At 68.1% G+C, this 18,829-nt stretch carries 11 protein-coding genes; 9 read left to right on the top strand and 2 right to left on the bottom strand.

From position 1 onward, the window contains the following. Nucleotides 1-12 precede the first annotated feature (12 nt). On the bottom strand, nucleotides 13-1,665 hold the full coding sequence (locus tag ACFOPH_RS10750) for a phosphoethanolamine transferase (RefSeq protein WP_312553381.1): 1,653 nt from the start codon (nucleotides 1,663-1,665) through the stop codon (nucleotides 13-15). Between the two features lie 369 nt (nucleotides 1,666-2,034). On the opposite strand from ACFOPH_RS10750, the gene ACFOPH_RS10745 reads away from it, so the two are divergent. The 9 genes from ACFOPH_RS10745 to ACFOPH_RS10705 all read left to right on the top strand — a co-directional run bounded on the left by ACFOPH_RS10745 (nucleotide 2,035) and on the right by ACFOPH_RS10705 (nucleotide 17,681). Next, nucleotides 2,035-3,591 (top strand): NYN domain-containing protein, encoded by a 1,557-nt coding sequence (locus tag ACFOPH_RS10745; protein WP_379735186.1) that lies wholly within the window; start codon nucleotides 2,035-2,037, stop codon nucleotides 3,589-3,591. A 141-nt stretch (nucleotides 3,592-3,732) separates the two neighbouring features. Further along, entirely contained in the window at nucleotides 3,733-4,164 is a 432-nt protein-coding gene (locus ACFOPH_RS10740) for a hypothetical protein (protein WP_312553468.1), read from the top strand. A 343-nt stretch (nucleotides 4,165-4,507) separates the two neighbouring features. Further along, a complete protein-coding gene (locus ACFOPH_RS10735) occupies nucleotides 4,508-5,989 on the top strand; it encodes a sodium:solute symporter (protein WP_312553467.1) in 1,482 nt (493 codons plus the stop codon). 43 nt (nucleotides 5,990-6,032) lie between these two features. Then, nucleotides 6,033-7,889: a signal peptide peptidase SppA gene (sppA, locus tag ACFOPH_RS10730; RefSeq protein ID WP_379735183.1), complete on the top strand. Its 1,857-nt coding sequence runs from the start codon at nucleotides 6,033-6,035 to the stop codon at nucleotides 7,887-7,889. Between the two features lie 307 nt (nucleotides 7,890-8,196). Further along, complete coding sequence (locus tag ACFOPH_RS10725; RefSeq protein ID WP_379735181.1) at nucleotides 8,197-9,519, top strand: efflux RND transporter periplasmic adaptor subunit; 1,323 nt, start codon at nucleotides 8,197-8,199, stop codon at nucleotides 9,517-9,519. Between the two features lie 160 nt (nucleotides 9,520-9,679). After that, nucleotides 9,680-12,778, top strand: coding sequence for a multidrug efflux RND transporter permease subunit (locus ACFOPH_RS10720; protein WP_379735179.1), 3,099 nt, complete (start codon nucleotides 9,680-9,682; stop codon nucleotides 12,776-12,778). Beyond that, a complete protein-coding gene (locus ACFOPH_RS10715) occupies nucleotides 12,775-16,038 on the top strand; it encodes an efflux RND transporter permease subunit (protein WP_379735177.1) in 3,264 nt (1,087 codons plus the stop codon). Before ACFOPH_RS10720 ends, ACFOPH_RS10715 begins: the two co-directional genes overlap by 4 nt. Nucleotides 16,039-16,046: 8 nt before the next feature. Further along, nucleotides 16,047-17,456: an efflux transporter outer membrane subunit gene (locus ACFOPH_RS10710; protein ID WP_379735175.1), complete on the top strand. Its 1,410-nt coding sequence runs from the start codon at nucleotides 16,047-16,049 to the stop codon at nucleotides 17,454-17,456. A gap of 54 nt (nucleotides 17,457-17,510) precedes the next feature. Then, nucleotides 17,511-17,681, top strand: a complete 171-nt coding sequence (locus ACFOPH_RS10705; RefSeq protein ID WP_379735173.1) for a hypothetical protein — start codon at nucleotides 17,511-17,513, stop codon at nucleotides 17,679-17,681. On the opposite strand, the gene ACFOPH_RS10700 is transcribed toward ACFOPH_RS10705, so the two are convergent. Then, complete coding sequence (locus ACFOPH_RS10700; protein WP_379735171.1) at nucleotides 17,675-18,661, bottom strand: SDR family oxidoreductase; 987 nt, start codon at nucleotides 18,659-18,661, stop codon at nucleotides 17,675-17,677. The two genes, ACFOPH_RS10705 and ACFOPH_RS10700, sit on opposite strands and share 7 nt — an antisense overlap. Nucleotides 18,662-18,829 lie beyond the last annotated feature (168 nt).

Below are 18,829 nucleotides of genomic sequence, written 5' to 3'. Positions count from 1 at the left end.
CGCACCGGCCCGTCAGGAATTGAAGTCGATCGGCACCGGCATGCGCGGCGGCTGCCAGCGGTAGCGCGCGTCGAATACGTCCTGGCCCGGCTGGTCGCCCTGCCATTCGATCCCGAGCAGGTTGGTCAGGCTGTGGGCCAGCCAGTCGCCGCGCACCGGCAGGCTCAGGCTTGAGCCCGGCGCGGTGTCCTGGTAGGAGCTCCAGACCATCAGCGGGATGCGGTAGCCGTCCGGCGTGGTGGCGCTATGGCCGGCGCGGTCGATCGTGTGGCCGACTTCCTGGCCGTGGTCCGACAGGTAGACCCACATCTGCTTGCCCGGCGCGTGGCGGCTCATGTCGAGCGTGGCGGCGACCGTCTGGTCGTGGTAGCGCACCGCCGAATCGTAGTCGTTGCGCAGGTCGCGCAGCCAGCCGGGGCGGCCTTCGCTGCGCAGGCGGGCGTCGACCAGGTCGGCCGCGTGGGCGAAGGGCTGCATGCCGGCCGGGCGGCGCATCGCGTAGTTCGGATGCAGGCCCAGCATGTGGAGCACGATCAGCTTGCGCGGGGCGCGGTCCGCCAGCGCGCTGCGCATCGCCGGCAGCAGGTGCTCGTCGAGTGCTTCGGACGAGCGGCCGGGCTTGCGGTTCAGGATCTCGACGTTGTCGGCCAGCAGCGCGTGTTCCTGCTCGATCGCCAGGTCGTTGTGGTTGCTGATCCACCAGGTGCGGTAACCGGCCGCGCGCGCCAGCGCCAGCAGGTGCACGCGCTCGCGGTCGTCTGGCTTGCCGAAATAGAAGAGGTTGCGCAGGGCCGGCACGGTCGAGGCGTTCACCGACCAGGCGTGGCGGAATACCTCCATGCGCTCGCCCAGCTCGTGCTGGCGCGCGAACAGCGCCGGCGAGGTCGGACGCGCATAGCCGTAGCTGCTCATGTTGTTGCGGTTCATGCTTTCGCTGATCACCAGCACCAGGGTGTCCGGGCTGTCCTCGGCCAGGCTCGGCGCGAGCTGCCTGGCCGCGGCCAGCAGGCGCTGGCGCTGCTGGCCCAGTTCGCCCCATTGGTGGCGCAGATCGCCGATATCCTGTACCCATTGCGCCCAGAACACGGCCGGATGGTGGCGCCGCCACGGCTTGCTCACGAAAGCGCCCAGGATCAGGGCCAGCATCAGCACCGCGATCGCGATGCGCCAGCCGCGCGGCTCGGGCAGCTTCGGCGGGGCCCGCCACCACAGCCGGATGCCGGCCACCAGCACGGCGCCGCACAGGAAGGCGAACAGCGACCATTCGACCAGGTCGCGCCAGTACATGGCGGCGAATTCGCGCGACTCGCCCGGGGTGGTGTTGGCGACCGCGCTTAAGACCATCGAGCTGTTCGGCAGCGCGTCGTAGGCGGACAACAGGAAGCCGCGCACCGCGCCGTCGAGCACGAAGGCCAGGCCCAGCGCCAGGCAGGCCAGGCCCTGGAGGCGGCGCCGGCGCGCGCTGCGCATCGGCCACCACAGCCAGAACCAGCCGGGCAGGGCCAGCACCAGCACCTGCCAGGCGCGCGAACCGGCATGGCCGGCGTGGACGGCGGCCAGCACGGCGAGGAAGGGCAGCAGCAGGGGCAGCGCCCGCCGCAGGTGGGCAGCAAGGCGCGACGCGAATGTTACGCGCGCAACGCGGTCATCGACGCAGGATGTCATCGCCTGGTAGGAATCGTAAAAATGGAGGAAGCGGCTGAAGGAAGGCCGGTGTCAGGCTGGCGCCTGGATCCCGCAAGGCGGACAAGCGGCGGTATGGCTCAAGCGGAGTGCGACATGTTTCGAGTGTTTCATGCGGGCTCGTACCTCAGAGGTTCAACTGCGTGCGGTGCTATGACGTGCGTTTCGACTACGTGCTGGGTCCGCGACAGGCATCCTGCGCGCCGCAAGTGTATACCGTCGAGGCCGGCTTGCGGGTTCTGATCGGAAAATTTTTATGGCCGTGGCCAGCTTGTCATGCGCGCAGGAAGCGCGCCCGTTGTGCGTATAATCCGCAGGTAATCTGTCCACTCATTAAGAAACCAACAATTCATGGCTTCATCTTCCGATAACATCAGCATGGCGGTGTTCTGCGACTTCGAGAACGTCGCACTCGGCGTGCGCGATGCGAACTACGAGAAATTCGATATCAAGCCCGTTCTCGAGCGGCTCCTGCTCAAGGGCAGCATCGTCGTCAAGAAAGCCTATTGCGACTGGGATCGCTACAAGGGCTTCAAGTCCACCATGCACGAAGCCAATTTCGAGCTGATCGAGATTCCCCACGTGCGCCAGTCCGGCAAGAACTCGGCCGACATCCGCCTGGTCGTCGACGCGCTCGACCTGTGCTATACGAAGTCGCACGTGAACACCTTCGTCATCATCAGCGGCGACTCCGATTTCTCGCCCCTGGTGTCGAAGCTGCGCGAGAACGCCAAGCAGGTGATCGGCGTGGGCGTGAAGCAATCCACCTCGGACCTGCTGGTGGCCAATTGCGACGAATTCATTTTTTATGACGACCTGGTGCGCGAAGTGCGCCGCGCTGCCGCCAAGCGCGACGAACGCAAGGCCCAGCCGCAATCGAAGCGTCCGAGCGAAGACAAGCGCAAGGAAGAGCTGGAAGCGCGCAAGGTGCAGGCCCTGGAGATGGTGGTCGAGACCTTCGACGCCCTGGTATCCGAACGCGGCGATACCGGCAAGATCTGGGCTTCGCTGCTGAAGGACACCCTCAAGCGCCGCCGTCCGGAATTCTCCGAGGTGTATTACGGTTTCCGTACTTTTGGCAACCTGCTCGAGGAAGCGCAGGTGCGCGGCCTGTTCGAGTTCGGCCGCGACGAGAAGTCCGGCACCTATGTGTACCGCAGCGCCGCTCCGTCCGTGCTGGCGGAACCGGCGCCGCTCGAGACCGCACTGGTGGAAGCCTCGGCTGCCGAGCCGGCCGAACCGGTCGAACAGCAGGCCGCGCCTGAAGAAGGCCGTGCCGAGGGCCGCCGCCGTGGCGGACGCGGGCGCAAGGGCGCACAGCGTGCCGAGACGCCGGTCGTGGCCGTGACGCCGGACGAGCTGGGCGAAATGGAAGCGGCCGTGCCGCCAGCCCAGGATGCCCAGGCGCAGGCGCCAACCCAGGCGGCGCTTGACGACAGCGCGGTTGCCACCGACGCCGTTGCCGCCGTGGCGGAAAATGCGCCTGTCGACACCGCTGCGGCCGAGGCGCCGCCGGCGCCGTTGAAGGAGCGCCGCCGCACGCCGCGCAAGCCGGCTGCCAAGAAGACCGCTGCAGTTGCCCAGGGCGATGCCGCCGCCGCCGAACTGGCGCCGCTCGGCGCCCCGGCCGAGGCCGCCGCTCCGGCTGCCGCCCCCGCCGCGCTGCCGCCCGCCGAGGGCGCCGCCGCCGAAGCACTGGGCGCACTGGTGCCGGAAGCAGGTTTCCCGCCAATCGGCGAGAATGAGGTCAACGCTGCGGGCGAGGGTGCGGCTGGCGAGGCGGGCGACCAGCCCGCGCGCAAGAAGAACGCCAAGCCCGGCGCCAAGCCCGCGCACAAGGCGCCGGCACGCAAGCCGGCCACGCGCAGCCGCCGTCCGGCCAAGCCGAAGACGGTGGACAACGCGTAAGGCAGCAGCAGTCGTACAGCAGCAGTAATACAGCAGCAGGGCGCCGGGGCCGGCGTCCTGGCGCCGCCGCCTCGCGCGTCGCGCGCCGGGGAGCTGGCCGCGGCGCGGCCGATCGTGCTCGACCGTTGTGAAAGGAAAGCCATGCGTGTCCTTGCCGGTGTGCTCATCTCCCTCCTCGTGGCCGTCCCCTACGCCGCGGCTGCGCCGCCGGCGCCGGCCTCCACCCATCCCATCCTCGGCATCTGGAAGCTGTCGCTGCCGGACCTGCGCTGCTCCGAGGTCTACCGCTTCCGCGGCGACGGCACCACCCTCGTCACCAGCGCGGAAGAGGTGTCCGAGAGCGAATACAGCATTCCCGACCAGCCCAGCGCGAAGGGCTTCTACAAGCTCGAGGACCGCATCGTCAAGGACAACGGCAAGAAGGATTGCGCCGGCGCGATCATGAAGGTCGGCACGCGCGCGACCAATTTCGTGCGCTTCCACCCCTCGGGGGAGCTGTTCCTGATGTGCAGCGACGAGTCGATGGAGGCGTGCATCGGGCCGTTCGAGCGCGTCGAGGGCGAGGAGGCGTGACGTTGTAGGGTGGACACCTGTGCCCACGCGGTCTCACCGGTCGCGTACACGGGATACCGTTATCGCCGGATTGCTCGATCTGCCTATCTTTGCGCGCATCGCGGTTGATCAAACGCTCTACCGCGTGGGCTCAAGAGCCCACCCTACGAAAACCGGCAACGCATGCGGTCCGGCGACGCCAGCGCCGCATGGATGCATCAGGTGAAACAGCGTGGGTTCGAGAACCCACCCTACGAAAGGCGCACCGCCACTTTCCAGGCCGTCAATACGGCCATTCCCTTGGTGACCTGCCGTCCGTTCTCAGTTATATTGCTGGGCGAAACGACAACACCTTCGGATTTACATGTCACCGGTTCTCCTGTTCTGCATCCTCATCGGCTATTTTGCGCTCCTGCTCGGCGTGGCCTGGGCCACCTCCCGCAACGCCAACAACGACAGTTTCTTCATCGGTAATAAAAGCAGCAACTGGATGCTGGTTGCCTTCGGCATGGTCGGCACCACGCTCTCGGGCGCGACCTTCATCAGCGTGCCGGGCAACGTCGGCGCCGATGCCTTCGGTTATGGCCAGATCCTGATCGGCTACGTGATCGGCTACATCGCCGTCGCCTACATCCTGCTGCCGCTGTACTACCGCCTGCAACTGACCTCGATCTACCACTACCTGGACGTGCGCCTGGGAAGGCGCGCCTACCAGAGCGGGGCAGGGTTCTTCATCGTCTCGCGCCTGCTCGGCTCGACCGCGCGGCTCTACCTGGTCGTCAACATCCTGCAGGCGATCATCCTCGACAGCCTCGGCATCCCGTTCTGGCTGACCACCCTGGTCATCCTCGGCATGATCCTGATGTACACCTACCAGGGCGGCGTGAAGACCATCGTCTGGACCGATACCCTGCAGACCTCCTGCATGCTGTTCGGCCTGTTCGCCTGCGTCTGGTTCCTGCTCGACCAGATGGGCATGTCGATGACGGAAAGCCTGAACGCGATGCAGTCGCAGGGCCTGGCGCGCATCTTCACGATGGACGTCGACAGCCCGAACTTCTGGCTCAAGCAGATCGTCGCCGGCATCTTCATCGTGCTGACCATGACCGGCATGGACCAGGAAATGATGCAGAAGACGATTTCGGTGAAGACCCTGAAGGATTCGCAGAAGAACCTGCTGAGCCTGACCGCGGTGCTGGTGGTCGTCCTGTCCGCCTTCCTGTTTTTGGGCGGCCTGCTGTACCTGTACGCGCCGGCGGTCGGCGTCACGGCCACCGGCGACAAGATCTTCCCGGCGATCGTCATGGGCCACTTGCCAGCCGCAGTGCAGATCATCTTCTTGATCGCCCTGGTCTCGGCGCTGTTCCCGAGCGCGGACGGTGCGATCACGGCGCTCACGTCCACCTTCTGCATCGACATCCTCGGCATCAAGCGCCGCACCGACCTGTCGGTGGAAGCGCAGGAAAAGCTGCGCCGCCGCGTGCACCTCGGTTTCGCCGGCCTGTTCCTGCTGCTGGTGATGGGCTTCAAATGGATCGACGAACCGAGCATGATCGTCATCATCCTGAAGCTGGCCGCCTACACCTATGGCCCGCTGCTCGGCCTGTTCGCCTTCGGCATGCTGACCAAACGTACGCTGACGGACCGGCTGGTGCCTTTCGTGACCATCGGCGCGCCGATTCTCTGTGCGCTGCTTGAGCACTATCAACAGTATTTGCTGGGCAATTACCGCCTTGGCCTTGAACTGTTGATCCTCAATGGCATACTCGTATTTGCCGGTTTGTTCGCGATCTCCCGCAAGGAGACCGCGGACGAGGCGGCGGTCCGGAAGCCTTTTACTGCCTGACGTCCCCGGCGCATCACGTTCCAATCCTTTTAGCGGAGTTCCGATGTCCTTCAAGCCCTTGTCTTCCCTGCGCCGCGGTATCGGCATGCTCTGGCGCGGCCTCGACGCCACGCGCCGCTTCGTGCTGAACATGCTGTTCCTGCTGATCCTGATCGTGTTCCTGGTGGCGCTGTTCGGCGGCGGCGCCAAGCCGCTGGCGGACAAGACGGCGCTGGTGCTGGAACTGCGCGGCGACCTGGCCGAGCAGAACACCGGCAGCGTCGGCGACCAGCTGTTGTCGAACATCGGCGGCGAGACGCGCCGCACCATCCAGTTGCGCGACCTCTTGACCGTGCTCGATGCCGCCGCCAAGGACGAGAAGATCGGCAGCGTGGTGCTGATGCTCGACGAGCTCGACGGCGGTGGCCTGGCCATGCTGCGCGAGGTCGGCGCCGCCATCGACCGCGTGAAGGCGGCCGGCAAGCGGGTGGTGGCCTGGGGCGGGATGTACGACCAGAAGCGCTACCTGCTGGCCTCGCACGCCAACGAAATCTACGTGCACCCGATGGGCATGGTGCTGATCGAAGGTTTCGGCCGCAACCGCAACTATTACCGCGACGCCCTCGACAAGCTGGGCGTGACCGTCAACCTGATCAAGGTCGGCACCTACAAGAGCGCGGCCGAGCCCTTCATCGCGAACGGCCCTTCGCAGGCGGCGCTCGAGGCCGACGCCTACCTGTACGGCGCGCTGTGGCAGAACTACACCGCCATGGTCGAGAAGAACCGCAAGCTGGAAGCCGGCGCGGTGGCGCGCGGCATCGAGCAGCTGCCGCAGCTGATGGAAGCAGCCGGCGGCAGCGCCGCCCAGGTCGCGCGCAACCTGAAGCTGGTCGACGGCATCAAGACCAAGGACGAAGTGCGCGCGATGATGATCCAGCGCGGCGTCTTCGACGCGTCGATCGAGTCGTTCCGCCAGGTGTCCTACCACGACTACCTGCAGCGCCATCCGCAAAAGCCCTTCGGCGACGCGGTCGGCGTGATCGTCGCGGCCGGCGAGATCACTGACGGCCAAGGCGGCCCGGGCGTGATCGGCGGCGTCTCGACCGCCAACCAGATCCGCCGCGCGCGCGAGGACGACCAGATCAAGGCCGTGGTGCTGCGCGTCGATTCGCCCGGCGGCAGCGCCTACGGCTCCGAGCTGATCCGGCGCGAACTGGAACTGACGCGCGCCGCCGGCAAGCCGGTCGTGGTCTCGATGGGCAACGTCGCCGCCTCGGGCGGCTACTGGATGTCGATGGCGGCCGACGAAGTCATCGCCGACCCGGCCACCATCACCGGCTCGATCGGCGTGTTCGCCATCCTGCCGACCGCCGACCGCGTGGCCGACAAGATCGGCGTGCGCACCGGCGGCTACACCACCACCTGGCTGGCCGACGCCTACAACCCGCTGCGCCCGATGGACCCGCGCTTCGGCCAGCTGGTCCAGGCCAGCATCAACAACGTCTACCGGGAGTTCACCACCAAGGCGGCGGTGGCGCGCAAGACCACCGCGGCGAAGATCGACGAAGTGGGCCAGGGCCGCGTCTGGACCGGCGCCCAGGCCAAGGAGCGCGGCCTGGTCGACACGCTCGGCAGCTACGGCGACGCGCTGCGCTCGGCCGCCAAGCGGGCCAAGCTGGGCGAGGACTTCCGCGTCGCCTACGTCGAGCGTCCGGGCTCGAAGTTCGAGCGCTTCCTGGAAATGATGGGCGCCTCGACCCAGGCCGCCGTCAACATCCAGGTCAAGCTGGGCATCCTGCCGGACGCGCTGCCCGCGGGCGCCGTGGCCGGCGTGGCGAAGGACCTGGGCTGGCTGAACGAGCTGGCCGACGGCAAGAAGCCGTTCGCCGCCGTCACCCATTGCTTGTGCGAATTGCCGTGATGGCGTGCGCATGGGTGTGAACGCGGGCTTGAGGGTGGTGTGAATTTGTAACCGCTGTTACATACCAAGGGAAACGGGCGCAGGGTAACCAGCGCCCGTTTTCTTTTATTTGTTTCGCTAACTGCGGCTAAGTTCTACCTATGGTGTAAATCGGTGTAAAGAGGATGCCGCAGCGCAGGCTTGCGCGTCATTTCTGGACCCGGCGCTATGTACGTTACGAAACATATTGAGCCGCCGCCCCATGTTACATTCCAAGCTGATTACTTGTGCATTTGTCAGCAGTTCAGTTCGGTCAACAAGGATGAGCATGGATTCTCCCGTATCCCCCAACAAGACTTCCACCACCCCGCCACGGACCAAGCGTGGCCGGATCGCCGGCAGCATCGTCGCGGTCCTGGCCATGGTGGCGCTCGGCGCCCTGGCCTGGTACCTGACGCACCGCGCGCCGGCTGGCGCCGGCGGTCCGGGTGCGGCCGGCGGCAGGCCGGGCGCCGGTTCTGCAGCCGGTCCTGCGGCGGGCGGGCCGGGCAGGGGCGGCGGGGGTGGGCGCGGCATGCCGGCCACCACGGTCGGCGTGGCCACCGCCGAACAGGCCGACATCCCGGTCATGTTCGACGCGCTCGGCACGGTGGTGCCGGCGGCGGTCGCCACCGTGCGTCCCCAGGTCTCGGGCGTGCTGCAAAAGATCCACTTCACCGAGGGCCAGCAAGTGAAGGCCGGCCAGGTGCTGGCCACCATCGATCCGCGCACCTTCGAGATCTCGGTGCTGCAGGCCACCGGCCAGCGCCAGCGCGACGAAGCCCAGCTGGAAAGCGCGCGCCTGACCCTGTCGCGCTACCAGACCCTGCTGGAACAGGACTCGATCGCGCGCCAGGAAGTCGACACCCAAGCGGCCCTGGTCAAGCAACTGGAAGGCACGGTCACCACCGACCGCGCGGCCGAGAACCAGGCGCGCCTGAACCTGAGCTATACCCAGGTGAAGGCGCCGATCGCCGGCCGCGTCGGCCTGCGCACGGTCGACATCGGCAACCTGGTGGGCAGCGGCGACGCCAACGGCATCGCCGTCATCACCCAGTTCTCGCCGATCGACGTCGAATTCGCCGTGCCCCAGGACCAGGTGCCGGAGCTGCAGCGCCGCATCGCCCAGAGTGCGACCCTGCCGGCCACGGCGCTCGACCGCACCCGCAGCAACGAGCTGGCCCAGGGCCGCTTCGCCGCGCTCGACAACCAGGTCGACGTCCAGACCGGCACCGTGCGCGCCAAGGCGCGTTTCGAGAACGCCGACAGCAAGCTGTTCCCGAGCCAGTTCGTGAACCTGCGCCTGCAGGTGCGCACCATCGAGGACGCGGTCGTGGTCCCGGTGAACGCCTTGCGCCACGGCGCCGACGGCGACTTCGTGTTCGTGTTGAACGAGCAGCAGAAGACGGTGTCGATGCGCCCGGTGAAGCGCGGCCAGGCGACGGCGGACCGGGTCCAGGTGACCGAAGGCCTGAAGCCCGGCGAGCGCGTGATCACCGAAGGCGCCGACCGCCTGAAGGATGGCGCGAAGGTGACGCTGCCGGGCGAGCGGCCGCAGGGTGCGCAGGGAGCACAAGGCCAGCGCCGCCAGCGTGAAGGGAATGCGCAATGAAGGTCGTCGTAGGGTGGGCGGCTTCGCCGCCCACGCGTTCAACGAACGTGTGCGTATCCGCGCACGCGATGTTTGCCAATGATGTGATGCCGCTCCCCGACCGATCACCCGCCGGTTGGACGCGTGGGCGGCATAGCCGCCCACCCTACGAGGTGCTGCCATGAGCCCGTCCGGACCATTCATCCGCCGTCCGGTCGCCACGGCCCTGTTGATGCTGGCGATCGTGCTGGCCGGCCTGGTCGGCTACCGCTTCCTGCCGCTGTCGGCCCTGCCGCAGGTCGACTTCCCGACCATCCAGGTGCAGACCCTGTATCCGGGCGCGAGTCCGGAGGTGATGTCGCGCACCGTGACCGCGCCGCTCGAGCGCCAGTTCGGCCAGATGGCGGGCCTGACGCGCATGAGTTCGACCAGCGCCGCAGGGGTCTCGGTGATCACGCTGCAGTTCGGCCTCGGCCAGACGCTGGACGTCGCCGAGCAGGAAGTGCAGGCTTCGATCAATGCCGGCGGCTCGCTGCTGCCGGCCGACCTGCCGGCGCCGCCGGTCTACGCCAAGGTCAACCCGGCCGACGCGCCGGTGCTGACGCTGGCGATCACCTCCGATACGATTCCGCTGACCGAGGTCCAGAACCTGGTCAACACGCGCCTGGCGCTGAAGATCAGCCAGGTCTCGGGCGTGGGCCTGGTCACGCTCTCGGGCGGCCAGCGTCCGGCCGTCCGGATCCAGGCCGACACTGAAGCTCTGGCCTCGTACGGCCTGGGCCTGGATTCGCTGCGCACCGCGATCACGGCGGCCAACGCCAACAGCGCCAAGGGCAGCTTCGACGGCCCGACCCGGGCCTACGCGATCAACGCCAACGACCAGCTGGTCACCGTCCAGGACTACAAGAACCTGATCGTTGCCTACCGCAATGGGGCCCCGGTGCGCCTGGAGAACGTGGCGCAGGTGGTCGACAGCGCCGAAAACGTGCGCCTGGGCGCCTGGGCCAACCTCAAGCCCGCGATCATCCTGAACGTGCAGCGCCAGCCGGGCGCCAACGTGATCGCCACGGTCGACGCCATCAAGGAGCGCCTGCCCGAGCTGCAGGCCAGCCTGCCGGCCGCGCTGCGCCTGGACGTGCTGAGCGACCGCACCACGGGCATTCGCGCCTCGGTCGAGCACGTGCAGATCGAGCTGCTGCTGGCTGTGGTGCTGGTGGTGCTGGTGATTTTCGCTTTCCTGCACAGCGTGCGCGCCACCGTGATCGCCAGCCTCGCCGTGCCGATCTCGCTGATCGGCTCGTTTGGCGTGATGTACCTGCTCGGCTACAGCCTGAACAACCTGTCGCTGATGGCGCTGACGATCGCCACCGGCTTCGTGGTCGACGACGCCATCGTGATGATCGAGAACATCGCGCGCTACATCGAGGAGGGCGAGAAGCCGATGGCGGCCGCCATCAAGGGCGCGGCCCAGATCGGCTTCACCATCATCTCGCTGACGGTCTCGCTGATCGCGGTGCTGATCCCGCTGCTGTTCATGGGCGACGTGGTCGGCCGCCTGTTCCGCGAATTCGCGGTGACGCTGGCGATTACGATCCTGATCTCGGGCGTGGTGTCGCTGACCCTGGTGCCGATGATGTCGGCGCGCTGGCTGCGCAGCCACGAGGAAGAAAAGCCAGGCAAGTTCGCGCGCAAGACCCAGGCTTTTTTCGATCGCGTGATCCAGAAGTACGACCGCGGCCTGGACTGGGTGCTGGCGCGGCAGGGCCTGACGCTGATCGTCGCCCTGGCCACGCTGGCGCTCACGGCCCTGTTGTGGGTGGTGATCCCGAAAGGCCTGTTCCCGACCCAGGACACGGGCCAGCTCCAGGCGCGCGTCGAAGCGCGCCAGGCGATCTCCTACAACGCCATGGCCGAGCTGCAGCAGCGCGCCGCCAAGGCCATTCTCGAGGATCCGGAAGTGGCGTCTTTGGCCTCCAATGTCGGAGTCGACGCCGCCAATAGCACCATGCTCCACACCGGCACCATGCTGATCAACCTGAAGCGCGATCGCAGCTCAGACCCGGACGAGCTGATGCAGCGCTTGCGCAACCGCGTGGCACAGGTGCCCGGCGTGACGCTCTACCTGCAGCCGACCCAGGACCTGACGATCGACGCCGAGACCGGCCCGACCCAGTACCGGGTCTCGCTCGAGGGCGCCGACAACGCCACCGTCGTCGAGTGGGCGAAGAAGCTGGTCGCCCGCATGCAGCAGCAGAAGCAGCTGCGCAACGTGACCACCGACGCCGGCGCGGTCGGCGCGGCGGCCGTGGTCCACATCGACCGCGACACCGCCTCGCGCCTGAACATCACCGCGTCCGCCATCGACGACGCCCTGTACAGCGCCTTCGGCCAGCGCATCGTCTCGACCATCTTCACCGAGACCAACCAGTACCGTGTGATCCTGGAGGCGCAACAGGACGAAGCCATGTCGCTGGCTGCGCTGGGCCGCCTGCAACTGCGCACCGGTTCCGGCGAGCCGACCCCGCTGTCGGCGGTGGCCACCATCCGCGAGGAAGAAGCGCCGCTGCAGGTGACCCACGTGGCGCAGTACCCGGCCACCACGATCGGCTTCGACACCGCCGCCGGCACCTCGCTCGGCCAGGCGGTCGACGCGATCCGCGCGGCGGCCGAGGACATCAAGCTGCCGGCCTCGGTCACGCTGACCTTCCTCGGCGCGTCCGGCGCCTACGAGAACTCGCTGTCGAACCAGTTGTGGCTGATCCTGGCGGCGGTGGTCTGCGTCTACATCGTGCTGGGCGTGCTCTACGAGAGCTACATCCACCCGCTGACGATCCTGTCGACACTGCCCTCGGCCGGCGTCGGCGCGCTGCTGGCGCTGTGGGTCACCGGACAGGGCCTGGGCGTGATCGGCATCATCGGCATCATCCTCCTGATCGGCATCGTCAAGAAGAACGCGATCATGATGATCGACTTCGCGATCGAGGCCGAGCGCGATCAAGGTAAAACCCCGCTCGAGGCGGTCCGCCAGGCCGCGCTGCTGCGCTTCCGTCCGATTCTGATGACGACCCTGGCCGCGCTGTTCGCCGCCGTCCCGCTGATGTTCGGCTGGGGCGAAGGCGCCGAGCTGCGGCGTCCGCTGGGCCTGGCCATCTTCGGCGGCCTGATCGTGAGCCAGCTGCTGACCCTGTTCACCACGCCGGTGATCTACCTGGCATTCGACCGCACCGCGCGCCGCTGGACCGGAAAGGCGCCGTCGAAACCGAAAGAGGCGGGCGCATGAATCTGTCGAAGCCCTTTGTCCAGCGTCCGATCGCGACCGTCCTGCTGACGCTCGGGCTGGCGCTGGCGGGGATTGCCGCCTTCTTCGTGCTGCCGGTCTCGCCGCTGCCGCAGGTCGACTTCCCGGCGATCTCCGTGTCGGCGTCCTTGCCCGGCGCGAGTCCCGAGACCATGGCCAGCAGCGTCGCCACGCCGCTCGAGCGGCGCCTGGGCGTGATCGCGGGCGTCAACGAGATGACCTCGAACTCGGGCAGCGGCTCGACCCGCATCAACCTGCAGTTCGAACTGAACCGCAAGATCGATTCGGCCGCGCGCGAAGTGCAGGCCGCGATCAACGCTTCACGCGCCGACCTGCCGTCCACGCTGCGCAGCAACCCGACCTACCGCAAGGTCAATCCCTCGGACGCGCCGGTGATCATCCTGGCGCTCACGTCGAAGACCAGGACGCCGGGCCAGATCTACGACGCCGTCTCGAACATCGTCCAGCAGCGCCTGGCCCAGGTGCCGGGCGTGGGCGAGGTCGAGATCGGCGGCGGCTCGCTGCCGGCGGTGCGCGTCGAACTCAACCCCTACGCGCTGAACCGCCTCGGCGTCTCGGCCGAGGACGTGCGGGCGGCGATCCAGTCGAGCAACCCGAACCGCCCGAAGGGCGCGATCGAGGGCGGCGGCAACCGCCTGCAGATCTATTCCCAGGTCGATACGCCGACCAACGGACGCACCGCGGCCGACTACCGCGACCTGGTCGTGGCCTGGCGTAACGGCGCGGCGGTGCGCCTGCTTGATGTGGCCGAGGTCATCGACGGGCCGGAAAACATCAACACCCTGGGCCTGTTCAACGGCGAACCGGCGGTGATCGTGCTGATCACGCGCCAGCCGGCCGCCAACGTGATCGAGACGGTCGACGGCGTGCGTGCGCTGCTGCCCTCGCTGCAGGCCCAGCTGCCGGGCGACATCACCCTGCAGGTGGCCTCGGACCGCACCAACTCGATCCGCGCCTCGCTGCACGAGATCGAGTTCACGCTGCTCATTTCGATCCTGCTGGTGGTGCTGGTGGTGAGCGTGTTCCTGCGCAGCGTGCGCGCCACCGTGATCCCGGCGGTGGCGACCGTGGTCTCGCTGCTGGGCACCTTCGGCGTGATGTGGCTGCTGGGGTTCAGCCTGAATAACCTGTCGCTGATGGCGCTGACGGTGGCCACCGGCTTCGTGGTCGACGACGCGATCGTCGTACTGGAAAACACCGCGCGCCACATCGAGAAGGGCATGGACCGCATGCAGGCCGCCTTGCTCGGCGCGCGCGAAGTCGGTTTCACCGTGCTCTCGATCAGCCTGTCGCTGGTGGCGGTGTTCATCCCGCTGCTGTTCATGGGCGGGCAGGTCGGGCGCCTGTTCCGCGAGTTCGCGGTGACGCTGTCGGCCGCGGTGATGATCTCGCTGGTGATCTCGCTCACCACCACGCCGATGATGTGCGCCTGGCTGCTCAGAAAAGGCCACACCATCGAGCGGCCCCAGGGCCGGCTGTCGCGCTGGGCCGAGTCGGGCTTCGACTGGATGCTGCGCGTCTACGAGCGCGCGCTCGACTGGGCGCTGGCCAGCCGCGCGCTGGTGATGCTGATCCTGGTGTTCGTGATCGGCCTGAACGTCTACCTGTTCGCGGCCGCGCCGAAAGGCTTCTTCCCGCAGCAGGACACGGGCCAGATCAGCGGCGGCATCCGCGCCGACCAGAGCATCTCCTTCCAGGCGATGCAGGCCAAGATGCGCCAGCTGGTGAACATCATCAAGAACGACCCGGCGGTCGACACCGTGGTCGGCTTCACCGGCGGCGGACGCGCCGGCGGCGGCTTCATGTTCATCAACCTGAAGCCGGCGTCCGAGAGGACGGAGAAGGGCCAGGCCGTGATCGCGCGCCTGCGTCCGCAGCTGGCCAAGGTCACCGGCGTGTCGCTGTTCCTGAACCCGGTGCAGGACCTGCGCATGGGCGGGCGCTCCAGCAACTCGACTTACCAGTACACGCTGAAAAGCGACAGCAGCCAGGACCTGAAGGAATGGGCGTCGAAACTGGCCGACGCCATGAAGCGCCAGCCGGCGCTGGTCGACGTCGACACCGACCAGGCCGAGAACGGCGTCGAGATGTTCGTCACCATCGACAAGGAGAGCGCAGCGCGCATGGGCATCAATACGCGCGACGTCGACAATGCGCTGTACAACAATTTCGGCCAGCGCCAGGTGTCGACCATCTACGACGAATTGAACCAGTACCGCGTGATCATGGGCGTGGCCCAGCGCTATGCGCAGTCGCCGGAAGCCCTGAATGACGTGTACGTGCCGGCGCGCGCCGGCGGTTCCGGCGCCGGATCAGGTAACAGCGCCAGCAACGCCATGACCAGCAACGGCACCCCGGCGCCGGCATCCACGCTGAGCGCCACGCGCGACGCTTCCAGCGGCTCGGCCCTGTCCAGCAGCGCATCGACCATGGTGCCGCTGCCGGCCATCGCCAGCTTCGCCGAGAGTTCGACGCCCACGTCGGTCAACCACCAGGACGGCGAACTGGCGACCACGGTCTCCTTCAACCTGGCCGAGGGCTACAACCTGGCGGACGGCCAGGCCGCGGTGCGCCAGGCCGAGGCCGACATCGCCATGCCGGCCAACGTGCGCGGCAGTTTCGAAGGCACGGCGCGCGCGGCCCAGGACTCGAACAAGGAGCAGCCGCTCCTGATCCTGGCGGCCATCGTCGTGATCTACATCGTGCTCGGCATCCTCTACGAAAGCCTGGTGCACCCGATCACCGTGCTCTCGACCCTGCCGTCGGCGGGCGTGGGCGCGGTGCTGGCCCTGCTGCTGTTCGACATGGAGTTCTCGATCATCGCCCTGATCGGGGTCTTCCTCCTGATCGGCATCGTCAAGAAGAACGCGATCCTGATCATCGACTTCGCGCTGGAGGCGGAGCGGGCGCACGGCTGGAGCGCGGTGGAAGCGGTGCGCGAAGCCTGCCTGCTGCGCTTCCGCCCGATCCTGATGACCACCCTGGCCGCCGCGCTCGGCGCGCTGCCGCTGGCAATCGGCTTCGGCGAGGGTTCCGAGCTGCGCCAGCCGCTGGGCATCGCCATCATCGGCGGCCTGGTCGCGAGCCAGTTGCTGACCTTGCTCACCACGCCGGTGGTCTACGTCCTGATGGACAAGCTGCGCCGCCGCACGCCCGGCGAGCGCGAACTGAGCCGCCACCCGCTCGAGGAAGAACAGGCCGTCCCGTCCCCATCGAAATGAGACTTTTTATGCATGCAACGACGCCAATCCGACTGACCCTGCTTGCGCTTGCCGCGGCCCTTGCCGGCTGCAGCGTCGCCCCCGCCTACCAGGTCCCGAGCACGCCGCAACCGGCGGCGTTCAAGGAGCTGGCCGGCTGGGTGCCCGCCGCGCCAGGCGACGCGCTCGAGCGGGGCCCGTGGTGGCAACTGTTCGGCGATCCCGTCCTGAACGAACTGGCCGGCGGGGTCGAGGTATCGAACCAGAACGTGGCCCAGGCGGCCGCCAACTATGCCCAGGCGCGCGCCCTGGTGCGGCAGGAGCGCGCGGCGCTGTTTCCCTCGCTGAACCTGCAACTGAGCGCCGACCGTTCCGGCGTGCGCGGGCAGGGCGCCGATAACGCCTACCGCCTGAACCTGGGCGGCAGCTGGGAGCCGGACGTCTGGGGCCGCCTGCGCGCCGGCGTCACCAGCGCCCAGGCCAATGCCGAGGCCAGCGCGGCCGACCTGGCCAGTGCCCGCCTGTCGGCCCAGGGCGAGCTGGCCGCCAACTACTTCGCGGTGCGCCAGCTCGACATCGCACGCAAGCTGCTGGCGGACACCATCGCCGGCTACGAGCGGGTGTTCACGATCACGCAGAACCGCTTCAAGGTCGGCATCGTCGCCCGCACCGACGTGCTGCAGGCCCAGACCCAGCTGGCGAACGCCCGCAACGACGAACTGGGCCTGGTGCGCCAGCGCGCCCAGTTCGAGCACGCGATCGCCATCCTGCTCGGCAAGGCGCCCAGCGACTTTTCATTGGCGCCGCAACCTGGGTGGCGCCCGACGGTGCCCGAGGTGCCGGTGGGCGTGCCGTCCACGCTGCTGCAGCGCCGTCCCGACATCGCCGCCGCCGAACGCGACGTCGCCGCCGCGAACGCGGAGATCGGCATCGCGCGCTCGGCCTACTTCCCGAACATCGGCCTGTCGGCTGCCGGCGCCACGGCCGGCGGCAGCTTCTCCGACCTATTCTCGGTGTCGAACGCGGCCTGGTCCTTCGGCCTGTCGGCCGCGCAGTCGATCTTCAACGCCGGCGCCACCCGCGCCAGCGTCGCCGGCGCCGAGGCGCGCCACCAGGCGGCGGTCGCGCGCTACCGCCAGACCGTGCTGAACGCCTTTGCCGACGTCGAGGACCAGCTCACCGCCACCCGCGTGCTAAGCGAGCAGCTGGCGCTGCGGCGCGAGGCATCGGAAGCGGCCGACCTGGTCGAGCAGCAGATCCTGAACCGCTACAAGGCGGGGCAGGTGAGCTATACGGAAGTGGTGCAGGCCCAGGTCACGGCCCTGAACGCGCGCCGCGCGCTGGTGCAGCTGCAGTCCGACCGCCAGACGGTGGCGGTGGCGCTGATCCAGGCGCTGGGCGGCGGCTGGCACGCGGGAGACCAGATAGCTCAGCCTTGAAACGGGGCAGGGCGCACCCATGTCGAGTTATCAATCACTCGAACCGGGTCCGCCATGTTCAACTTTCGTCATCCGAAGCCGGTCGTCGACGGCCGCGCCGTCGCGGTGCAGGTGGTGCAGCAAAAAGCCATGAGGCCGGCGACCACGGTGCTGGTCGCCGAAGCCACGCCTGCGGCGCAGGCGGCCACGCCGCCCGAGGAGCGCGCGGCCGCGCAGGATCAGTAATATTCGTCGCGCGCGCCGGCCTCGCGCCGGCGCAGCAGCTGCCAGCCGAGCACCCCGAGCGCCAGGCCGGCGCCGACCAGCAGCGCCGTGTTGCGCTGCCCGTCCGGCTGGCGCTGGCCGCTGTGGATGCCATCCGCTCCGCCTTGCGGGGAGTAGAGTGCGCCGGTGGTGTCGGCGGTGCGGTCGGCGCGTTTGGCCCAGGCGTCCATGAAGCGGCCCAGCAGCATGGCGGGCAGGGGCGCCGCCAGTTCGCTGATTTTCATCAGGGCCAGCGGCGCGCCGATCACGGTGGTGTCGCGCGGCTGCTCGGCCAGTGCGACGATGGCGTCGGCGACCTTTTCCGGCTCCACCGTGCCGGGCGGGTAGGACAGCTTCGCGCCCGTGTAGTTGGCCGCATGCCGGAAGCCGGGCGTATCGACGAAGGTCGGGTAGACGTCGCAGATGTGGATGTGGGGATGCTCGCGCAGCTCGGCGCGCAGCGCCTCGCTGAAGCCGCGCAGGCCGAACTTGCTGGCGGCGTAGGCGGCCGAGTAGGGCGAGGCGACGAAGCCGCCGAAGGAAATCATGTTGACCCAGATGCCGTGGCCCTGCTCCAGGAAGACCGGCAGCACGGCGTGCGCGTCGTGCATGTGGCCGAGCAGGTTGGCCTCGACCACGCGCCGGTGGTCTTCCAGCGGCACGTCCGGGTATTTGCCGACCACGCCGATGCCGACGTCGCTGAACCACAGGTCGATCTCGCCCAGGATGTCGCGCGCCTCGCGCGCAAAGGCGGCGACGGCATCGGCGTCGGTCACGTCGACAGTGCGCACCTCGGCGCTGCCGCCGGCATCGCGGCACTGGCGCGCGACGTCGTCGAGGCCCTCCTGGCCGCGCGCGCCCAGGACCAGCATCGCGCCCTCCCTGGCGAAAGCGATGGCCGTGGCGGCGCCGATGCCGCTCGATGCGCCGGTGATGACGACGCGGGTGTTTGCTTGATTCATTCTGCTCGCCTTTCTCCGGGTTGTCGTGTGCGGCCGCGTGGGCCGGCACCCCGGCGGTCCGGGAGGCGGCACAGGCGGCGCGCATGGCCAGCCATTGCCGGCCGGCCGCGCTGTCATGATGCCTTAATTGCACCATTTCCGGTCGCACGACTCGCAAGGCGCGGCGGC

Origin of the sequence: Massilia haematophila, assembly GCF_042647645.1 — a bacterium.
GTDB lineage: Bacteria > Pseudomonadota > Gammaproteobacteria > Burkholderiales > Burkholderiaceae_D > Telluria > Telluria haematophila.
Note: the sequence above shows the minus strand (reverse complement) of the source record. Positions and strands in the feature narration are given on the sequence as shown.

Bases quoted from the DNA above. Each gene is read 5' to 3' on its own strand.
- ACFOPH_RS10750 (WP_312553381.1), bottom strand. From the start codon at position 1,665: ATGACATCCTGCGTCGATGACCGCGTTGCGCGCGTAACATTCGCGTCG.
- ACFOPH_RS10745 (WP_379735186.1), top strand. From the start codon at position 2,035: ATGGCTTCATCTTCCGATAACATCAGCATGGCGGTGTTCTGCGACTTC.
- ACFOPH_RS10740 (WP_312553468.1), top strand. From the start codon at position 3,733: ATGCGTGTCCTTGCCGGTGTGCTCATCTCCCTCCTCGTGGCCGTCCCC.
- ACFOPH_RS10735 (WP_312553467.1), top strand. From the start codon at position 4,508: ATGTCACCGGTTCTCCTGTTCTGCATCCTCATCGGCTATTTTGCGCTC.
- sppA (WP_379735183.1), top strand. From the start codon at position 6,033: ATGTCCTTCAAGCCCTTGTCTTCCCTGCGCCGCGGTATCGGCATGCTC.
- ACFOPH_RS10725 (WP_379735181.1), top strand. From the start codon at position 8,197: ATGGATTCTCCCGTATCCCCCAACAAGACTTCCACCACCCCGCCACGG.
- ACFOPH_RS10720 (WP_379735179.1), top strand. From the start codon at position 9,680: ATGAGCCCGTCCGGACCATTCATCCGCCGTCCGGTCGCCACGGCCCTG.
- ACFOPH_RS10715 (WP_379735177.1), top strand. From the start codon at position 12,775: ATGAATCTGTCGAAGCCCTTTGTCCAGCGTCCGATCGCGACCGTCCTG.
- ACFOPH_RS10710 (WP_379735175.1), top strand. From the start codon at position 16,047: ATGCATGCAACGACGCCAATCCGACTGACCCTGCTTGCGCTTGCCGCG.
- ACFOPH_RS10705 (WP_379735173.1), top strand. From the start codon at position 17,511: ATGTTCAACTTTCGTCATCCGAAGCCGGTCGTCGACGGCCGCGCCGTC.
- ACFOPH_RS10700 (WP_379735171.1), bottom strand. From the start codon at position 18,661: ATGAATCAAGCAAACACCCGCGTCGTCATCACCGGCGCATCGAGCGGC.